We start from the raw sequence: 18,181 nt of genomic DNA on the forward strand, positions 1-18,181 counted from the left end.
ACCATCATGCACGTCGTCATTCTGGCCGGTGGCAAGGGTGTTCGCCTGCGTCCGTACACCTCGGCCCTGCCCAAACCGCTGGTGCCCATCGGCGAGGAGTACGCGATCCTCGACATCATCCTGCAGCAGCTCACCTCGCAGGGGTTCACCAACGCGACGCTCGCGGTGGGGCATCTCAGCCCGCTCATCCGCGCGTTCGTCGGTGACGGCTCTCGCTGGGACCTGAAGGTGGACTACACCGAGGAGGTCAAGCCGCTGTCCACCATCGGCCCGCTGTTCCCGATCAGGAACCAGCTGCCCGACGACTTCCTGGTGATGAACGGCGACGTCCTCACCACGCTCAACTACGCCGAGGTGCTGACCCGCCACACCAGTTCGGGCCTGCCGCTCACGGTCGCCACCTCGCCGCGCGTCGTGAAGATCGACTTCGGGGTGCTCGAAGCGCAGGCCGGGCGGATCGTCGGCTTCAAGGAGAAGCCCCTGCTCAGCTACCTGGTGAGCATGGGGGTCTATGCCCTGTCGCGCGAGACGATCGCGCACTACGAGGACGGCCTGCCGTTCGGCTTCGACGAGCTGGTGCTCGACCTGCTCGCGAAGGACACCCCGCCGGGCATCTTCGAGTTCGACGGCTACTGGCTCGACATCGGGCGGCCCGACGACTACGACGAGGCCAACGCCCGGTTCGACGAGATCCGGGCGCAGCTGCTGCCGGCGCGGGAGCGGGTGCGATGACCGCCGTCGTGTTGTTCGGCGCCACGGGGTTCCTCGGCCGCCAGGTGAAGGACCGATTGGCGGCGGACTCGCGGGTGACCCAGATGCTGTGTCCCGGCAGGGCCCGGCTCGACCTGCTCGCCGCGTCGGTGGCCGACGTGGCCGACCTGCTGGCGGCCGTCCGGCCCTCGGTGGTGCTCAACTGCGTGGGCCGGCTGTCGGGCGGATACGACGAGCTGGTGCGCGGCAACGCCGGGGTCACCGCGATCCTCATCGAGGCGATGGCCCAGGTGACGCCGAAGGCCAGGTTCGTCCGCCTGGGATCCGCCGCCGAGTACGGCCCGGCGAGGCCGGACCACTCGCTGCGCGAGCAGGACGCGGTGTGCCCGGTCAGCGCGTACGGCGTCAGCCATCTGGCCGGCACGCTCCTGGTCGAGCAGGCCGCCGCCGAGGGCAGGCTCGACGGCGCCTCGCTGCGGATCTTCAATCCCATCGGCCCCGGCATCAGCGGCGAGAGCGTGCTGGGCCGGGCCCGGGCGCTCCTCGACCGGGCCGTCACGGACGGGCTCGATCGCATCGACATGGGCCCGCTCGGCGCCTACCGCGACTTCGTGGACGTGCGCGACGTGGCCGAGGCGGTGGTGAGCGCGGGCTTCGCGGCGGAGCTGACCGAACGGGTCTTCAACGTCGGCAGCGGCGTCGCGGTCGCGGTCCGCGACGTGGTCGGGTTGCTGGCCGAGGAGTCGGGGTTCGCGGGCGAGGTGCGGGAGAGCGCGCTGGGGTCGGCCCGGTCCCCGGCCGTCGACTGGAGCCGGGCCGACATCGACCGGGCCCGGCAGGTGCTGGGCTGGCAGCCCCGGTTCCAGCTCGGCGATTCGGTCAAGGCGATGGTGTGAGGGGAGACGGGGTGCGTTCCTTCCTGCACGCGGGGGTCGCGATGGCCACGCTGGCGTCCTGCGCGACCGGCTCGCCGGCCGCCCGCCCGCGGGGGCTGGGTGAGATCTCCACCTTCACGTACGTCCTGGAGAAGTATCCGAAGGGCCGCCTGGATGAGCTGGCCCGCGCGCCGCACCAGCTGGCGATCATCGATCTCTCCCGCGACGGCACCGTCAAGGGCTACTTCACCCGCGGCGAGATCGCCCGCCTGCGGGGCAGCGGCAAGAAGGTGCTCGCGTACTTCGAGATCGGCTCGATCGAGGAGTTCAGGACCGAGTACCGTCCGCTGCGTGACCAGCACGCCGACCTCCTGCTCAACGTCTGGAAGGACTGGCCGGACGAGCACTTCGTGAAGTACTGGGACCCGCGCTGGTGGCAGCAGGTCGTCAGGCCCAGGGTCGACCAGGCGCTGCTGGCCGGCTTCGACGGGGTCTATCTCGACACCCCGCTGGCCTACGAGGAGATCGACCTGGCCCGGGTGCGGGGCCGGACCCGTGACCGCCTGGCCCGCGACATGGTCGACCTGATCGTCCGGATCAGCGCGCACGCCAAGCGGAGCCGCCCCGGCTTCGCCGTCGTCCCGCAGAACTCCCCGGAGCTCCGGCACCACCCCGGATACACCCGGGCGATCGACGGCATCGGCATGGAGGAGCTGTTCTTCAAGGCGACGGACGATCCCTGTGACGAGAAATGGTGTGGTGAGAATCTCGCCAACGCCATGGCTCTGCACAAGCAAGGGAAAGCGGTGTTCGCGACCGACTATGCGAGTTCGGCGACGAATGTCATGAATGCCTGTTCTCGTTATCGAAAACTCGGCATAGCGGGAAATGTCACCACAGTTGCCCTCGATCGAATCAGCCCGCCCTGTAAGTGAAACACGGCAGAAAGGAGCCAGAAATGCCGAAAAATGTCGGCATTGTCGGCATGGGTTATGTGGGTCTGACGCTGGCCGCCGCCCTCGCGCGGCGCGGCTACACCGTGCACGGTGTGGACGCCAACCCCAGCGTGGTCGAGGCCCTGTCCAACGGCCGGATCCACGTGTTCGAGCCGGGAGTGGAGGAGGCCTTCGAGGAGTTCCTCGGCACCTCGATCCACATCTCCGACCGGCTGCCCGCCGAGCCGCTGGACGCGGCCATCCTGTCGGTCTCCACCCCCGTCGACCTGTCCACGGGCGTGCCCCAGCTGGACAACCTCGCCGCGGCGGCCGAACAGGTGGCCGAGGTGTGCGGTCCGGACACCCTGGTCGTGGTCCGCAGCACGGTGCCGATCGGCACCAGCCGCGCGATCGTGCTGCCCGCGCTCACCGCCCGCTGGGGACGGGCACGGCTGGTCATGGCGCCCGAACGGACGATCCAGGGCCAGGCGCTCCGCGAGCTCGTCGAACTGCCCCAGGTGATCGGCGGGCTCGACGAGGACAGCCTGCGGGCGGGCGTCGACCTGTTCGAGGGCCTCGCCGACCAGATCGTGCCCGTCTCCAGCCTGGAGACGGCCGAGATGGTCAAGCTCTCCAACAACTGCCACACCGACCTGATCTACGCCTTCGGCAACGAGCTGGCGCTCATCGCCGAGCAGAACGGGCTCGACCCGCTGGAGGTCATCCGGGCGACCAACCTCGACTATCCCCGGCCCGACCTGGCCAAGCCCGGCTACGTGGGCGGCGGCTGCCTGTCGAAGGACCCGTACATCATGCTGGCCAGCGCGGGCCCGACGCACCGGCCGTACCTGGTGGGCGGGGCGCGGTCGCTGAACGAGCGGCTGCCCGCGCACGTCGCCGAGCGCGTCGTGGAGCTGGTCGGCGAGACGTTCGGCCGCACCGAGGGGATCAGGCTGTCGGTGCTCGGCTGGGCCTACAAGGGCTGGCCCGCCACCGACGACATGCGCGGCACCCCGATCGCCGACATGATGCCGGTCTTCGCCGCCGCCGGCCTGACCGTCCAGGGGCACGACCCCCTGGTCGGTGACGAGGTCATCCGTGAATACGGCGGCGAGCCCGTCAGCCTGGACAAGGCGTTCGCCACGGCCGACGCCATGATCATCATCAACGACCACCCCGACTACCGGGGCATCGAGGTCGAGGCCAGGCTCGCCTCGTCCGGCCTGCGCGTGCTCTTCGACTCGTGGCGCATCCTCGACGAGGACGCGGTGGTCCGGCACGGCGTCCGCTACGCCGGCATCGGTTATCTGGCGAAGGAGCGCGCGTCATGAGAGTCCTCCTGCTGGGCGGGGCCGGGTTCATCGGGCTGCACCTCGCCCGCCGGCTGCTCGCCGACGGACACGAGGTCACCGTCGTCGACGACTTCTCCCGAGGCCGCCGCGATCCCGCGCTGGCCGAGCTCGCCGCGCGGGCCGACGTGAGATCGGCCGACCTGACCGACCCGGCGTCCTACGCGGCCATCGAGCGGGGCTGGGACCAGATCTACCTGCTCGCCGCGGTCGTCGGCGTGCGGAACGTCGAGTCCGGCCCGGCCAGGGTCATCCGGGTCAACACGCTCGTGCTGATGCACCTGCTCGACTGGCTCGGCCCGGACGACCGGCTGTTCTTCGCCTCCACCAGCGAGGTGTACGCGGGCGGGGTCAGCGCGGGCACGGTGCCCGTCCCCACCCCGGAGAGCGTGCCGGTGATGATCGAGGACGTGGGCTCCGCACGCTTCACCTACGCCATCAGCAAGCTGCTCGGCGAGGCGGCGGTCCTGCACACCGCCCGCGCCAAGGGGTTCACGGCCGTCATCGGCCGCTTCCACAACATCTACGGCCCCCGGATGGGCGCCGACCACGTCATCCCCGAGCTGGCGCTGCGGGCCACCCGCGGCGAGAACCCCTTCACCCTGTACGGCTCGGAGCAGAGCAGGGCCTTCTGCTACGTCGACGACGCCACCGAGGCGATGGTCCGCCTCATGGCCACCCCGGCCGCCTCGGGGCAGATCGTGCACATCGGCGACGACACCGAGGAGACCAACATCGGCGACCTGGCCAAGCTCGTCCTCCGCGTCGCGGGCGCCGACCCCGCCATCCGCGAGGTGCCCGCCCCCCAGGGCTCGGTCGCGCGCCGCTGCCCCGACCTCACCCGGCTCCGCGAGCTCACCGGGTACGAACCACGCGTCTCCCTGGAAGAAGGAGTTCGCCGAACCTTCGAGTGGTATCGGGAGTCGTGGACGGCATGACCCAGCCCATCGCGTTCTACTACGGAGCGGGGGAGCTGGAGCGGCTCTCCCAGTTCGACAAGGTCGTCCTGCAGGCCGACTTCTACCCCAGGCGCGAGCTCGACCTGCTGAGCAAGCGAGGAGTCCAGACCCTGGGCTACCTGTCACTGTCGGAGGACGTCGGGCCGCCCGCGCCCTGGCACCGCCCCGAACGCAACCCCGACTGGGGTGGCGCGTTCGTCCACGTGGGCGACCCGCGCTGGGTGGCGCACGTGGTGGACCAGGCGACGGCGGCCATGGCCGCCGGCTTCGGCGGTCTGTTCCTCGACACGCTCAACCTGGAGCAGACCTACCCCGAGGACCTGCCGCACCTGCTCACCCTCATCGCGGCGATCAGAGAGGAGGCCCGGCCCGAATACCTCCTGGCCAACCGCGGGTTCGGGCTGCTGCCGAAGATGGCCGACCTGGTGGACGGCGTCCTGTTCGAGTCGTTCTCGGCCCGCTGGGTCGACACCGAGAGCTACGCGCCCTGGCCCGACGACGTCCTGGAGGCGCACGCGTCGGTGGCCGAGCGCCTGCTGGAGCTCGACGTCGACCTGTACGCGCTGGACTACGCCGACGACGACGAGCTGTCCGACTTCGCCCAGCGGCGGGCGCGGGAGTTCGGGATGCTCTGCTTCGTCAGCGACCGGGTGCTGTCACGCATCTGACGTCGCCCCCGCCCGCGTGCCGCCGCCCGGATGCCGGGCGGCGGTGGCGGTGCGTCAGCCGATGCGCCAGGTGTCGCCGCCCATGAGCAGCCCGCCGAGGTCGCCCGGCCCCTTCTGGGCCACGGCCTCGTCCAGTTGCTCGGCCATCAGCACGTCGTACGCCGGCCGGTCGACCTGACGGAAGATGCCGATCGGCACGTGCTCGAAGGACGGCTCGTCCAGCCGCGACAGCGCGAACGCCAGCGACGGGTCGGGGTTGTGCGCGTCGTGCACCAGAATGCGGTCGTCGCCGGCCTCGGCCCTCGGGACCACCTCGATGCCGCCGCTCGCCGCGCGCACGACCGCCTTGGACGCGGACGCGATCGGCTGCCCGTGCTCCAGGCGCAGCGTGATCTCGTCGCGGACCTCGGGGTCCTTGAGCGGCTCGAAGGCGTTGTCGTTGAAGATGTTGCAGTTCTGGTAGATCTCCACCAGCGACGTGCCGCGGTGGGCGGTCGCCTCGCGCAGCACCGACTGCAGGTGCTTACGGTCGGAGTCGAGCGTCCTGGCCACGAACGAGGCCTCGGCGCCGAGGGCCAGCGAGATCGGGTTGAACGGCTTGTCCAGCGACCCCATCGGCGTCGACTTGGTGATCTTGCCGACCTCGGAGGTGGGAGAGTACTGGCCCTTGGTCAGGCCGTAGATCCTGTTGTTGAACAGCAGGATGTTGAGGTTGACATTGCGGCGCAGCGCGTGGATCAGGTGGTTGCCGCCGATCGACAGCGCGTCACCGTCACCCGTGATCACCCAGACCGACAGGTCGGGCCTGCTGGCCGCGAGCCCGGTCGCAATCGCCGGTGCGCGGCCGTGGATCGAGTGGAAGCCGTAGGTGTTGAGGTAGTAGGGGAAGCGCGACGAACAGCCGATGCCGGAGACGAACACGATGTTCTCGCGCCGCAGCCCCAGCTCGGGCAGAAAGCTCTGCACCGCGGCCAGGATCGCGTAGTCACCGCAACCGGGGCACCAGCGCACCTCCTGGTCGGACTTGAAGTCCTTCAGGGTCTGCTTAGCGTCGGTCTTGGGGATGAGCGTCAGGCCCTTCCCGTTTACCAGCTCAGTCACTGTCGATCACGTCCTGGATCACTCCGGCCAGCTCCTCGGCCTTGAACGGCAGGCCGCGCACCCGGTTGTAGCTGATGATGTCGACGAGGTAGCGCGCCCGCAGCAGCAGCGCCAGCTGGCCGAGGTTGATCTCGGGCAGCAGCACCTTGTCGTAGTGGCGCAGCACATCACCGGTGTTGGCGGGGAGCGGGTTGAGGTGACGCAGATGCGCCTGCGCGATCTTGCCGCCGCTCTTCCTGATGCGCCGCACGGCCGCCGCGATCGGGCCGTAGGTGGAACCCCAGCCCAGGACGAGCACGCGGGCGTCGCCGTCGGGGTCGTCGACGTCCAGCTCGGGCACGTCGATCCCGTCGATCTTGGCCGCGCGGGTCCTGACCATCAGGTCGTGGTTGTTGGGATCGTAGGAGATGTTGCCCGTGCCGTCGGCCTTCTCGATGCCGCCGATCCGGTGCTCCAGACCCGCGGTGCCCGGGATGGCCCAGGGGCGGGCGAGGGTGTCGGGGTCGCGCTTGAACGGCAGGAACTCGCCGTCGGCGCCGTTGGGGGCGGTCGTGAACTCCTGCGAGATGTCCGGCAGCTCGGAGACCTCGGGCAGCCGCCAGGGCTCCGAGCCGTTGGCCAGGTAGCCGTCGGAGAGCAGCATGACCGGAGTGCGGTACTTGACCGCGATCCGGGCCGCCTCGATGGCCGCGTCGAAGCAGTCGCTGGGCGACATCGGCGCCACGACCGGCACGGGCGACTCGCCGTTGCGGCCGAACAGGGCCATCAGCAGGTCGGTCTGCTCGGTCTTGGTCGGCATGCCGGTGCTCGGGCCGGCCCGCTGCACGTCGACCACGATCAGCGGCAGCTCGGTGGTGACCGCCAGACCGACGGTCTCGGCCTTGAGCGCCACCCCGGGACCCGACGTCGTCGTGACGCCGAGCGCCCCGCCGAACGCCGCGCCCAGCGCCGCGCCGACGCCCGCGATCTCGTCCTCCGCCTGGAAGGTGCGGATGCCGAACTCCTTGTGCCGCGACAGCTCGTGCAGGATGTCGCTGGCCGGGGTGATCGGATAGGAGCCGAGGAACAACGGCAGCTTCGACTGCACCGAGGCCGCGATCAGGCCGTAGGCCAGCGCCTGGTTGCCGGAGATGTTGCGGTAGACGCCCGGGGTCAGCTTGGCCGGCTTGACCTCGTACGACACCGAGAACGACTCGGTGGTCTCGCCGTAGTTCCAGCCGGCCTGGAAGGCCGCGATGTTGGCCTTGGCGATCTCGGGCTTCTTGGCGAACTTCTGCTCCAGGAAGGAGATCGTGTGCTCGGTCGGCCGGTGGTAGAGCCAGGAGAGCAGGCCGAGGGCGAACATGTTCTTGGAGCGCTCGGCGTCCTTCTTGGACAGGTCGAAGCCCTCAAGGGCTTTGACCGTCAGCGACGTCAGCGGCACCGCGTGGACGCGCCACTCGCTCAGCGACTCGTCGTCGAGCGGGCTGGCGGCGTAGCCGACCTTCTGCAGGTTGCGCTTGGTGAACTCGTCGGTGTTGGCGATGATGTCGGCGCCGCGCGGCAGGTCACCGAGGTTGGCCTTGAGCGCGGCGGGGTTCATCGCGACGAGCACGTTGGGGGCGTCGCCGGGGGTGAGAATGTCGTGGTCGGCGAAGTGAAGCTGGAAACTCGACACGCCCGGCAGGGTCCCTGCGGGCGCGCGGATCTCGGCGGGGAAGTTGGGCAGAGTCGACAGGTCGTTGCCGAATTCGGCCGTGCCCGCGGTGAAACGGTCGCCGGTGAGTTGCATGCCGTCGCCGGAGTCTCCGGCGAATCTGATGATCACTCGGTCGAGTTGCTGGACCTGCTTAGTCACAGCTCAGTCCTCCTCGACGCGCCAGGGCGCGGTCGCTGTGGCGCGTAGTCAATTTCCATGCTAGATCCTCGCGAGGGTCAACACGTTTCCCTCGCCGCAAATGCGGGTAAACGTGGTGGGCGTTCAAGGGGTAGCGGGAGATCCGTAGGCGTGACACAGCCCGGCGGCGAGTCTGCACAGGTCCACGTGCAGGCGGGCGAAGAGGACGGTACGGGTCACGATCGCCAACTATACGTCCCTCTATGCCGTGGGCTCGGTCAGGGTTGCCTACCCATCGCCCGCGCGCCGGGCGGGTCCAGCTGTCCGGCCGCCATCCCCGCCGAGTCGTGACGGATAGAGGTGTCCTGTCTCCATCCCCGCGGAGCCGTACAGCTCTGGAACGGTGACGAAGACGTAACCCTTCCCGCGGAGCTGGTGCAGGATGTCCGAAATCGCCTCGACGGACGCGTGATGGGTCTCACGCACCAGGATGATCGCCCCGTTCCGCGCGCTCTTGACGGCGCGCGCGACGATCGCCTCCGAGGTCTCGCCGGCCGCGTCGCCCTTGCCGTCCTTGCCGGACTCGGTGGTCTTGCCGGTCTTGCCGGTCTCGGTGGTCTCGGCGGTTTCGCCGGTTTCGCCGGAGAGATCGACGTCGGAGCCGACGAGCGTGAGCCCCATCTTCCGCGCCACCTCCAGCAGGTCCTCGCTCACCGACCCGTACGGCGGGCGCACCAGCCTGGGCGTCTGGCCGATGGCGGCGGTCAGCGTGTCCTGGGTACGCTCCAGCGAGTCGCCGATCTTGCTGGTGGGGAGCGTCGACAGGTCCCGGTGCGACCAGGTGTGGTTCCCCACCAGATGCCCCTCGTCCCGTATGCGGCGCACCAGGCCGGGCTCGGCCGCGGCGTTGGCGCCGACCGTGAAGAACGTCGCCCGCGCGTCCGCCCTCCGCAGCGCGTCGAGCAGCCGGGCCGTGCCGGGGCCCGGCCCGTCGTCGAAGGTCAGCGCCAGGCACTTGACCTTCGCGCAGTCCACCGTGCCCGCCTTCGAGCTGGCGGCGTCGGGAACGGGCGCCTGATCCTTCTCTGGTGGCGGCACGGCCTCGGCGGTCTCCAGGGGCCGGCGGCCACGCTCCCGCGCGCTGCCTTGCGCCGCGCGGCCCGTCTCCGACAGCAGCGGCTCGGCCTGCTCGGCGGGTACGGCCACCGCCAGCCGTCCCAGAGAGCAGGGCCCGAGCTGGCAGTCGTCGAACTCCACCACGAGGTCGCCGGACCGGTTGAACGTCAGCGAGTCGAACACGTCGTCCTCGGTCGACAGCCGGCCCAGGCTCACGGCGGCGCCCCGGTCCTTCAGCCCGTCCTTGACCAGCCCGGTCAGCGTGCCGACGGCGTCCTTGCCGGAGAGCAGGCCGGGGGAGCCGACGGCTCGGCCGCTCTGGCGGTCGTACCAGAGGGTCCTGGTGGAGTAGGTCCAGCCGGTGCCGAGGTGGCGGCCGGTGCGCAGCCGTACCCCGATGATCCGGCCAGAGGCGGCGGTGAGCTGCCAGTCGACGTTCAGCTCGGGGAGGTCGGCTGCGGCCCCGGCGCCCGGACCGGCCTCCTCGCGGAAGTCGCGCACCAGGCGGCCGGCCTCCTCGCGCAGCGCCTCGTTGAGCCGGGGGGTGTCCTTCAGGTGGGGGTAGCTGACGTACACGTGCTCGGCGCCGGCGGGGGCCAGCGTCCTGGTGCTCAGCCCGGAGACTCCGGCGGGCTCGATAAAGTCGATCATGGTCGGCTCTGCCGGGACGAGGACGTCCCGCTCGGGGGAAGCGGAGAGCAGCCCGCAACCCGTCACGGACATGGCCACCAACGCGATTCCTCCGAAGAATCGCATTTTGTGCATGCGTGACACAGTATGGCCGTATAAACGCCTTTTACCCCCATTTTGGACTATGGGGCCAGAGGCTTTGACTGGGTTACGATCGTGATATGGACGGTTATTTCAGGTCCTACCTCCTGGCCGCCGCGCTGTTCGCGATCGGCGTGGGCATCGTGGCCGGAGCCCTGCTGATCAACCGTCTCCTGCGCCCGACCAGGCCCACGCCCGAGAAGCTGACCAGCTACGAGTGCGGCGTCGATCCCGTGGGCGGCGGCTGGGCGCAGTCCCAGGTCCGCTACTACGTCTTCACCTACCTCTACGTGATCTTCGCCGTCGACGCGGTCTTCCTCTTCCCCTGGGCCACGGTGTTCGACGCGCCCGGTTACGGGCTGACGACGCTGGTCGAGATGTTCGTCTTCCTCGGCGTCATCGCGCTCGGCATCCTCTACGCCTGGCGCAAGCGCGTGCTGAGCTGGACCTGAATCCGGGTTTCAGCGTTCGCCAGCGCACCCTTTGTGAGCTCTGACACGCTTCGTCGTCATGCAGACGGAGAGATCCTGTCCGGAATGTGGCATTTCCATCGTCAAAGACGGCCGGTACCCGGCGTGGTGCCCGTCCTGTGAGTGGAACCTGTCCGAGCCGCCGCGCAAGCGCTCACTCGGCGTGGCCCTCACCGACCGCCTGACGGCGGGGCAGCACGCCCAGGTGCTCAGGAGGGGCGCGCGGGTGTCGGGCGGCGGCGCCTCCCGGGTGCTGTCATCGGTGCTGGCCGCACTCATCCACCTGCTCGCCGCCGGCTCGGCGGTCGCCGGCGTCTGGATCGCGGTCATCCTGCCGAACTTCGTCGGCTGGGCCCTCGCCGCGCTGCTGCTCGGCGCGGCGTGGCTGATGCGCCCGCGCTTCGGCCGGCTGGCGCGCACGGCTCCCGTGCTCACCAGGGAGTCGGCGCCACGCCTGTTCGGCCTGCTGGACCGGGTCGGCGCCGAGGTCGGCGCAGCCAAGGTGGACACGGTCCTGGTGACGGCGGAGTTCAACGCCTCCTACGGGCAGATCGGCCTGCGCGGCAGGCGCCTGCTCTGCCTCGGCGCGCCGCTCTGGGCGATGCTCGAACCTCAGGAACGCATCGCGCTGCTCGCCCACGAGTTGAGCCACTCCAGCAACGGCGACATCCGGCATTCGAGACTCGCGAACACCGCCCTCGCCGGCCTCGACGCCGTCCGGCGGGCCACCCGCGGCGCGGCGGAGACGGGCGAGGAGTCGGCCGAAGCCGCAGGTCAGAGCATCGCCAGCCTCGCCCTGCTGGTGCTCATCATCGTGATGCGCCTGGCCGGGTTCGCCATCGGGCTGCTGGGTTTCCTGCTCCTCATCACCACGACCCGGTCCGCCAGGCAAGCCGAGTACGTCGCCGACGAGCGGGCCGCGCGGGTGGCCTCGTCCGGAGCAGCCGCCGCGATGCTCGACAAGCTCGCCACCGCCCCCGTCGACCTGAACGAGCTGAGCTGGCTGTCGGCCACGCTGGGCACGACCGTCTGGCGGCGGCTGACCGAGCGGCAGGCCCAGCTGCCCGCCCACGAGCTCGAACGCCGCCGCAGGCTGATGGCCAGAGAGCCCAGGCACTTCGCCGACTCCCACCCGCCGCTCGATCTGCGTGTGGAGTTCGTCCGGTCGCTGGGGCACGACACCGCCGCCGTACGACTGCGCGACCTTGAGGACGAGGCCGTCCAGGCCGAGCTGGAGCCGCGCTTCGCCGAGATCGCCGAGGAGCTGGGTGCGGCCCGGCGAGAGGTCTCCTTTGCCTGACCAGCATTCCGAGCAAGAATGGGCAGTATGGCAGCAACGGATCTCCCGATGCCCACGGTCGGGCCTGGCTCACGGCTGGCGCCCAAGCCCATGCGCTTCATCCTCAACTGGGGGCGGCGCTACTCCCTGTGGGTGTTCAACTTCGGGCTGGCCTGCTGTGCCATCGAGTTCATCGCGACCTCGACGAGCCGGCACGACTTCATCAGGTTCGGGGTGATCCCGTTCGCCAACGGGCCCCGGCAGGCCGACCTGATGATCGTCTCGGGCACGGTCACCGACAAGATGGCCCCCGCCGTCAAGCGGCTGTACGAGCAGATGCCCGACCCCAAGTACGTGATCTCGTTCGGCGCCTGCTCCAACACCGGCGGCCCCTACTGGGATTCCTACTGCGTGACCAACGGCGTCGACCAGATCATCCCCGTCGACGTCTACGTGCCCGGCTGCCCGCCCAGGCCCGAGGCGCTGCTCTACGGGATCATGAAGCTGCAGGAGAAGATCGCGGGGGAGAAGCTCGAAGACCGCTACCTCTGGTCCCGAGCCCACGGGGAGGAGGCGTGAGCCTCGTCGAGCGGGCCGAGATCTCCGAGTCCTACGGCGAGACCACGGCCGACGTGGCGCCCGGCGACTGGGTCGGCGTCCTGACCGAGCTCCGCGACTCCGGCTACACCTTCTTCGACTGGCTGACCGGGGTCGACGACCCGCCCGAGGACTTCTTCGTCGTCGCCCACCTCTACGACCCGGTCGGCTGCCGGCGGCTGCTGGTGCGCACCCGGATCCCGCGCTCCGACCCGCACCTGCCTTCTGCCGTGGGCGTCTTCCGGGGCGCCGACTGGCACGAGCGCGAGACGTACGAGATGTTCGGCGTGACCTTCGACGGCCACCCCCACCTGGTGCCGCTGCTGCTGCCCGACGGGTTCGAAGGCCACCCGCTGCGCAAGGACTTCATCCTCGCCGCCCGCGTGGCCAAGGCGTGGCCCGGCGCCAAAGAACCCGGCGAGTCGGGGCACGGCGCGCCCAGCCGCCGCAAGACGCTTCCGCCCGGAGTCCCGGCCGACTGGGGGCCACCCGATGCCTGACGTGCCGCTCGACTGGGGGTCGCCCGATGCCTGACGTGCTGCTCACCTGGGGGTCGCCCGATGCTTGAGGTGCTGCTCGACTGGGGGCCATCCGATGCTTGAGGTGCTGCTCACCTTCGCCGTCATCCTCGTCGTCTTCCTGGTGCTGCCGCTGATCATCGGCCAGGTCGAGCACAAGACGATGGCCCACATGCAGTCGCGCCTTGGGCCGATGTACGCCGGCGGGTTCCACGGCTGGGCGCAGCTGATCGCCGACGGGGTGAAGTTCGCGCAGAAGGAGGACATCATCCCGGCCGCCGCCGACCGGCGCATCTTCATGATCGCCCCCGGCGTGGCGCTGGTGCCGTACCTCGTCGTGATGATCGCCATCCCCCTCGACGACGGGCTGGTCGGCGTCGACCTCGACCTCGGCCTGTTCTTCGTGCTCGCGGTGATGGGCGTCGGCGTGCTCGGCTCGATCATCGCCGGGTGGGCCTCGGCCAACAAATACTCGTTGCTCGGCGGCATGCGATCGGCCGCCCAGCTCATGTCGTACGAGCTGCCGCTGGTGCTGGCCGCCTCCTCCGTGGCGATGGCCGCGGGCACCCTCTCCCTGCCCGGCATCGTCGAGGCGTGGCAGTGGTGGTGGCTGCCCTGGCAGGCGATCGGCGCCGTGGTGTTCTTCATGGCCGGGCTGGCCGAGCTGCGCCGCCCGCCGTTCGACATGCCGATCGCCGAGTCCGAGATCATCATGGGCCCGATGACCGAATACACGGGCATGCGGTTCGCCCTGTTCATGCTCTCCGAGTACGTCGGCATCGTCGTGCTGTCATTCCTGACCACCGTGCTGTTCCTCGGCGGCTGGCACGGGCCGCTGCTGCCCGGCTGGCTGTGGACCCTGGCCAAGGTGTTCCTGCTGGCCTTCGTGGTGATCTGGCTGCGGGTGACCTTTCCCCGGCTGCGCGAAGACCAGTTGCAGAAGCTCGCCTGGGCCGTGCTGGTGCCCCTGGCCCTCGTCCAGCTCGCGCTCACCGGCGTGGTGAAGGTCATGATCTGACCCGCCCTTCCGTGATAGGGAGATAAGGGGCCTTTTCCGGGATGTGATCTTCTTGAACGCTTGGCTGCGGCCGATCGAGGGAGCGACCAAGACCGCACTGTTCTGGGACGGGCAGACGCTCACGGCCACGGACGAGGCGGCGGACACCGCGATCCGGGTGAAACCAGCCGCGCTCCACCGCTACTCCTACGTTCAGGAGCACACCGACACGCCGAACGAAACCATCGGCGGTCTGGCGGCTCTCGACGAGGACGGACTCGTCCTCCTCGACCTGCCCGGTCCCTGGGACCACCGGCCCACGAGGGACTTTGCCGCCGCAGCGGGCCTCCACCTCACGAACGTCCACCACGACGCGCCAGCGAAAGCCAGGGTGCTGCTCGCCGCGCGTGCCCCCGGCTGGCGCCGCCTGCACGGCCGCCGCCCGTCGTTCCTCAGCCGATCGCGCGGCCTGGTGGCTCTCTGTGCCGGCGTCGTCGGGCTGGGCGTGATGGCCTACCTCGCCATGAGCGGCGCCTGGATGGCCTGGCGCGGCCTCTCCTTCGTAGGCCGGGTCGCGCTCGACCTGCTGGACGCCAAGTGGCTGATGATCCTCTTCAGCCCGGCGCTCCTGGTGCTGCGACCCGTCATGGCCCGCTTAAAACGGCGGCGGACCCGGACCGGTGCCCTGTTGGCGCAGGTCGGCGGGCCGTACCTGACGGTCCAGAAGGGCAGGCTGCGGATCGAGCGCGGCAAGGAGAAGATTCCCGAACTCCGCATCGGCCCCCGCCGCTCAGAAGCCTCCACCCTCCTCCTCTACCACTACACCCCGACCCCCCTCAGACCACCACCAGCGCGCCCGATCACCTCGGACCGGGGCCCGGCACCTACGTCGGCGTCGACTGTCGGTCAGCCGATCACCTCGGACCGGGGCCCGGCACCCACGCCGGCGGCGACCGTCGCGCAGTCGGTCACGCCGAATGTCGGTACGCCACCTTCTGCCGAGCCGGGACCTGCGCCGTCACCCGTTGCCGAGGAGAAGGGCTCCGGGCCGCCTGCCGCGGCGGCATCGGTCCCATCCACCGTGGGCCTCTTCGTCCTGAACGCGACCGGGCAGCCGCTCCTTCACCTTCCGGGCCCCTGGGACGCCGGCATGGCCCAGCGATTCGCTGAGCGACAGCATCTGCGGCTGGCCGTACACCGAGTGTCGCGCGAGGAGTATCTCAACCTGGCCCGGACGTGCCGAGACGCGATCCCCTGACCGGCGGTCCAACGTCTTTCGCGCCCGCGCGTGCCTTCGGGCGCTGGAAGGGGAGCCCGGCCACTGGCGCCGAGGCCCGTCCCGGGCCTCCTCGTCAGATTCTGCCGTCGCCCGGTCGACGGTGCCAGGCGCAGAAGACGCCGCAAGATATCGCCGCCCAGGCGGCCAGCACCAGGAACGGCATCGCGTGCTGGTGATCCCCGAAGTACACGGCCGTGTGCTGGGCGTTCACCGACGCGCCCGGCGGCAGCCACCGCCCGACCGCCCCGAACGGCGATGGCAGCAGCGGCCACGACACCGCTCCACCCGACGACGGGTTGCCGATGAGCACCATCACTCCCCACGTGGGCACGATCGCCCACCGGCCAATGAGCGAGTTGAACATCGTGAACACCATGCCGGAGGTGAACATGGTCAACGCCAGGATCAGCCACGACTCCGCGAACGGCAGAACCAGCGCCCCGAGCAGCCAATCCACCGTCGCCGCGATCGCGAACCCGCCCAGCATCGAGCAGGCGGCGATGAACGCGATCAGCTCGGCCCGGTTCAGGGCCTTGGCGTGCACGCTCAGCTGTATCGCGCCGATGAACCCCATGATCACCGCCGCCAGCGAGATGTAGAACAGCGCCAGCCCTCGCGGGTCGCCCGGCTGTAGCGGCTTCAGATCCGTCACCGTGACACGCACCCCGATGCGCGCGCCGACCTTCGGTGCCGCCTTCGACACCAGTTCGGCCATGGACGCCCCCGCCGCGCCCACCACGTGAACCACCGCCCGGCGCCCGACCACCTCGATGACAGCGAACACCTGCTGCTCTTCGACGGCCTGGAGAGCGCCCTGGTACGTACGGAAATTGCGCAGATCGACCGTTGCCCGCAGCTCGCTCCTCATCCCAGCCACGAACGCCGCCCGCTGCGCCGCCCCACCCGTCCCCACGACGGCCATCGGAATGCGGTGCGGCGTCGGGTTGGCCATCGCATACGTGTAGGAGCCCGCGAACAGCCCGGCCGCGGCCGCGACGATGAACAGGACCACAACCGCAGGCAGGTACGGCGAGCGGCGAAACGCCGCCCATATTTGTCGCACGCTCCGGGGTTCCCGGGGCACCATTCGGGACAAGGCTCAGGCTCGCTTGCGTCATGGATCGTCCGAGACGCATACCCACTCCCAGGCGCCCTCGACCTCCCCACTCACCCCCGATGCCGTCAAGCCCCATCTCACCCAGGGGCCAGCTCAAGGGAAGCGCGGTCGACCTGAACAGGCGGGTCGGGCGGGTCGGCCTGAGCAGGCGGGTCGGGCAGGTCGGGCGGGTCGGCCTGAGCAGGCGGGTCGGCCTGACCGTGACCATGAGGCGGCACGCCCAATTGACAGCACTGGACGAGATCGTTTCGCGTGCGTCGAACGGTCGCGTTCGCTGATTCGTCAGTGCACGATGGCCAGCATGACGTCCGAGGCGGAGGGCCGGTCGAGGGGACTCTTCCGGAGACAGGAGCCCGCGATGCCTCGAAGGCCAGGCGGTAAAGGGGACAAGTCCGGATGAACGGTCAACACCCGGTTGAACACCGCCGGCACCGAATCCTCGCCGAACGGCGGCCGCCCCGTCGCCGCGAACATCATCGTCACCGCCCAGCTGAACACGTCGGAGGCAGGCCCCACCTGCTCCCCGGTCAGCTGCTCGGGCGACATGTAAGGCGGTGTGCCGACCATCTTCCCGGACGTCATCGTCACCTGGTCGAGCGCCCGCGCGATGCCGAAGTCGATCACGCGCGGCCCGTCGTGGCCGATGAGCACGTTGCTCGGCTTGAAGTCGCGGTGCACGATCCCCGCCTTGTGGATGGCGGCCAGCGCCCCGGCTGTGGACAACGCCAACCGGGTCAGGCTGTCCTCGTCGCGCGGGCCGTGGCGGCGTACGAGTTGCTCCAGTGAGGGGCCGTCGACGTACTCGCTGACGATGTAGGCGTGCTGGCCCGTGATGCTCACGTCGAGCAGGCGGGCTGTGGAAAACGTCGCGACCCTGCGCGCGGCGTCGACCTCCCTCGCGAACCTCATCCGGGTCGTCTCGTCCACCAGGTCGTGCAGGACCTTCACCGCGACCTGCACCCCGTTGGGCGCCATCGCGAGGTAGACGGCGCCCTGCCCGCCGCGCCCGAGCGAACGGAGCACGCGGTAGTGCCCGATCCATTCGGGCTCACCGGGCCGCAGGTGGGTGCTGGGGGAGGTGGTGCGCTGGTGCAGGTCGGTGTGTGGATAGCCCGGCCCGGCGTGGTGAACCGGATGTGGATAGGCGTGCAGCCCGGGCCGGGCCCTTGCCATCGTCGGCACCAGGATGCCCGAGTGGATGACACCGCCCAGCCAGCTGGCGATGAGCGCGAACGAGATCAGCGTGGACATCGGCTCCGGGATGTCGTCGAACTCCGGGTAGGCCATCACCGCGATGAGGAACGAGCCCACACAGACGGTGTAGGCCGCGGCGGCGAGCACCAGCCACACGCTGCGCAGCCAGTAGGCGGCGAACCCGATCGTGAACGGCGTCGTCAGGCCGCACGTGAACAGCGGCAGGATCGCCCACCCCACGGCGGCGGTCCACGCCAGAGCGCCGGGGCCGCGCGGATGGGTGTTCGACATGGCGGCAGGTTATCGTCCCGTACTTGCGCATATCGGTTGTGGACCAATGTTGTGGATAACCTCCGGTCAGCCTGTGGATAGCTGTGGAAAACCTGGGGACAAGGTGCCCTGCTCATTCACGTGCGCGGCCAAGTGCGC

Annotated in this window: 18 protein-coding genes; 12 read left to right on the forward strand and 6 right to left on the reverse strand. The window is 69.8% G+C overall.

Annotated elements, in window-relative coordinates; genetic code table 11:
- Positions 1–6: 6 nt before the first annotated feature.
- From AB0I38_RS33720 to AB0I38_RS33745, 6 genes are read left to right on the forward strand one after another with little or no spacing between them, the layout of a single operon-like run.
- Entirely contained in the window at positions 7–732 is a 726-nt protein-coding gene (locus tag AB0I38_RS33720) for a sugar phosphate nucleotidyltransferase (protein WP_358489968.1), read from the forward strand.
- A complete protein-coding gene (locus AB0I38_RS33725) occupies positions 729–1,607 on the forward strand; it encodes an NAD-dependent epimerase/dehydratase family protein (protein ID WP_358489971.1) in 879 nt (292 codons plus the stop codon). The genes AB0I38_RS33720 and AB0I38_RS33725 overlap by 4 nt, the downstream gene beginning before the upstream one ends.
- A gap of 11 nt (positions 1,608–1,618) precedes the next feature.
- Complete coding sequence (locus AB0I38_RS33730) at positions 1,619–2,521, forward strand: endo alpha-1,4 polygalactosaminidase (protein WP_358489973.1); 903 nt, start codon at positions 1,619–1,621, stop codon at positions 2,519–2,521.
- A gap of 23 nt (positions 2,522–2,544) precedes the next feature.
- Entirely contained in the window at positions 2,545–3,852 is a 1,308-nt protein-coding gene (locus tag AB0I38_RS33735) for a nucleotide sugar dehydrogenase (protein WP_358489976.1), read from the forward strand.
- A complete protein-coding gene (locus tag AB0I38_RS33740) occupies positions 3,849–4,808 on the forward strand; it encodes an NAD-dependent epimerase/dehydratase family protein (RefSeq protein ID WP_358489980.1) in 960 nt (319 codons plus the stop codon). Before AB0I38_RS33735 ends, AB0I38_RS33740 begins: the two co-directional genes overlap by 4 nt.
- Complete coding sequence (locus AB0I38_RS33745) at positions 4,805–5,497, forward strand: hypothetical protein (protein ID WP_358489983.1); 693 nt, start codon at positions 4,805–4,807, stop codon at positions 5,495–5,497. The genes AB0I38_RS33740 and AB0I38_RS33745 overlap by 4 nt, the downstream gene beginning before the upstream one ends.
- A 54-nt stretch (positions 5,498–5,551) precedes the next feature.
- On the opposite strand, the gene AB0I38_RS33750 is transcribed toward AB0I38_RS33745, so the two are convergent.
- From AB0I38_RS33750 to AB0I38_RS33765, 4 genes are all read right to left on the reverse strand, one after another.
- Positions 5,552–6,598 carry a 2-oxoacid:ferredoxin oxidoreductase subunit beta gene (locus tag AB0I38_RS33750; protein WP_358489986.1) on the reverse strand — a complete coding sequence of 349 codons (1,047 nt, stop codon included), beginning with the start codon at positions 6,596–6,598 and terminating at the stop codon, positions 5,552–5,554.
- Complete coding sequence (locus AB0I38_RS33755; protein WP_358489988.1) at positions 6,591–8,435, reverse strand: 2-oxoacid:acceptor oxidoreductase subunit alpha; 1,845 nt, start codon at positions 8,433–8,435, stop codon at positions 6,591–6,593. Before AB0I38_RS33755 ends, AB0I38_RS33750 begins: the two co-directional genes overlap by 8 nt.
- A 123-nt stretch (positions 8,436–8,558) precedes the next feature.
- A complete protein-coding gene (locus tag AB0I38_RS33760) occupies positions 8,559–8,654 on the reverse strand; it encodes a putative leader peptide (protein WP_358489990.1) in 96 nt (31 codons plus the stop codon).
- 48 nt (positions 8,655–8,702) lie between these two features.
- Positions 8,703–10,295, reverse strand: coding sequence for a polysaccharide deacetylase family protein (locus AB0I38_RS33765; RefSeq protein WP_358489994.1), 1,593 nt, complete (start codon positions 10,293–10,295; stop codon positions 8,703–8,705).
- 86 nt (positions 10,296–10,381) lie between these two features.
- Here AB0I38_RS33765 and AB0I38_RS33770 point away from each other — a divergent pair, with 86 nt between their 5' ends.
- From AB0I38_RS33770 to AB0I38_RS33795, 6 genes are all read left to right on the forward strand, one after another.
- A complete protein-coding gene (locus AB0I38_RS33770) occupies positions 10,382–10,753 on the forward strand; it encodes an NADH-quinone oxidoreductase subunit A (protein WP_358489996.1) in 372 nt (123 codons plus the stop codon).
- A 58-nt stretch (positions 10,754–10,811) separates the two neighbouring features.
- Positions 10,812–12,071, forward strand: coding sequence for a M48 family metallopeptidase (locus tag AB0I38_RS33775; protein ID WP_358489998.1), 1,260 nt, complete (start codon positions 10,812–10,814; stop codon positions 12,069–12,071).
- Positions 12,072–12,098: 27 nt separating this feature from the next.
- Positions 12,099–12,629, forward strand: a complete 531-nt coding sequence (locus AB0I38_RS33780) for a NuoB/complex I 20 kDa subunit family protein (protein WP_189125019.1) — start codon at positions 12,099–12,101, stop codon at positions 12,627–12,629.
- Positions 12,626–13,147, forward strand: a complete 522-nt coding sequence (locus tag AB0I38_RS33785; protein WP_358490001.1) for an NADH-quinone oxidoreductase subunit C — start codon at positions 12,626–12,628, stop codon at positions 13,145–13,147. Before AB0I38_RS33780 ends, AB0I38_RS33785 begins: the two co-directional genes overlap by 4 nt.
- Before the next feature lie 94 nt (positions 13,148–13,241).
- The gene (gene nuoH, locus AB0I38_RS33790) at positions 13,242–14,183 is read left to right on the forward strand and encodes an NADH-quinone oxidoreductase subunit NuoH (RefSeq protein ID WP_358490003.1); all 942 of its coding nucleotides are present in this window, start codon (positions 13,242–13,244) and stop codon (positions 14,181–14,183) included.
- A 52-nt stretch (positions 14,184–14,235) separates the two neighbouring features.
- Entirely contained in the window at positions 14,236–15,420 is a 1,185-nt protein-coding gene (locus AB0I38_RS33795; RefSeq protein WP_358490006.1) for a hypothetical protein, read from the forward strand.
- Positions 15,421–15,514: 94 nt separating this feature from the next.
- Here AB0I38_RS33795 and AB0I38_RS33800 read toward each other — a convergent pair whose 3' ends face one another.
- Both AB0I38_RS33800 and AB0I38_RS33805 read right to left on the reverse strand, forming a co-directional pair.
- Positions 15,515–16,528 (reverse strand): ABC transporter permease, encoded by a 1,014-nt coding sequence (locus AB0I38_RS33800; protein WP_358490009.1) that lies wholly within the window; start codon positions 16,526–16,528, stop codon positions 15,515–15,517.
- A 312-nt stretch (positions 16,529–16,840) separates the two neighbouring features.
- Positions 16,841–18,043: a serine/threonine-protein kinase gene (locus tag AB0I38_RS33805; protein ID WP_358490013.1), complete on the reverse strand. Its 1,203-nt coding sequence runs from the start codon at positions 18,041–18,043 to the stop codon at positions 16,841–16,843.
- Positions 18,044–18,181 lie beyond the last annotated feature (138 nt).

Origin of the sequence: Nonomuraea cavernae (assembly GCF_040655715.1) — a bacterium.
Taxonomy (GTDB): Bacteria; Actinomycetota; Actinomycetes; order Streptosporangiales; family Streptosporangiaceae; genus Nonomuraea; species Nonomuraea cavernae_A.

What these genes read in the sequence shown, in the direction of transcription:
- AB0I38_RS33800 (WP_358490009.1), bottom strand. Translation starts at nt 16,528, where the DNA reads ATGGTGCCCCGGGAACCCCGGAGCGTGCGACAAATATGGGCGGCGTTT.
- AB0I38_RS33775 (WP_358489998.1), top strand. Translation starts at nt 10,812, where the DNA reads ATGCAGACGGAGAGATCCTGTCCGGAATGTGGCATTTCCATCGTCAAA.
- AB0I38_RS33745 (WP_358489983.1), top strand. Translation starts at nt 4,805, where the DNA reads ATGACCCAGCCCATCGCGTTCTACTACGGAGCGGGGGAGCTGGAGCGG.
- AB0I38_RS33780 (WP_189125019.1), top strand. Translation starts at nt 12,099, where the DNA reads ATGGCAGCAACGGATCTCCCGATGCCCACGGTCGGGCCTGGCTCACGG.
- AB0I38_RS33720 (WP_358489968.1), top strand. Translation starts at nt 7, where the DNA reads ATGCACGTCGTCATTCTGGCCGGTGGCAAGGGTGTTCGCCTGCGTCCG.
- AB0I38_RS33725 (WP_358489971.1), top strand. Translation starts at nt 729, where the DNA reads ATGACCGCCGTCGTGTTGTTCGGCGCCACGGGGTTCCTCGGCCGCCAG.
- AB0I38_RS33770 (WP_358489996.1), top strand. Translation starts at nt 10,382, where the DNA reads ATGGACGGTTATTTCAGGTCCTACCTCCTGGCCGCCGCGCTGTTCGCG.
- AB0I38_RS33740 (WP_358489980.1), top strand. Translation starts at nt 3,849, where the DNA reads ATGAGAGTCCTCCTGCTGGGCGGGGCCGGGTTCATCGGGCTGCACCTC.
- nuoH (WP_358490003.1), top strand. Translation starts at nt 13,242, where the DNA reads ATGCTTGAGGTGCTGCTCACCTTCGCCGTCATCCTCGTCGTCTTCCTG.
- AB0I38_RS33805 (WP_358490013.1), bottom strand. Translation starts at nt 18,043, where the DNA reads ATGTCGAACACCCATCCGCGCGGCCCCGGCGCTCTGGCGTGGACCGCC.
- AB0I38_RS33735 (WP_358489976.1), top strand. Translation starts at nt 2,545, where the DNA reads ATGCCGAAAAATGTCGGCATTGTCGGCATGGGTTATGTGGGTCTGACG.
- AB0I38_RS33765 (WP_358489994.1), bottom strand. Translation starts at nt 10,295, where the DNA reads ATGCACAAAATGCGATTCTTCGGAGGAATCGCGTTGGTGGCCATGTCC.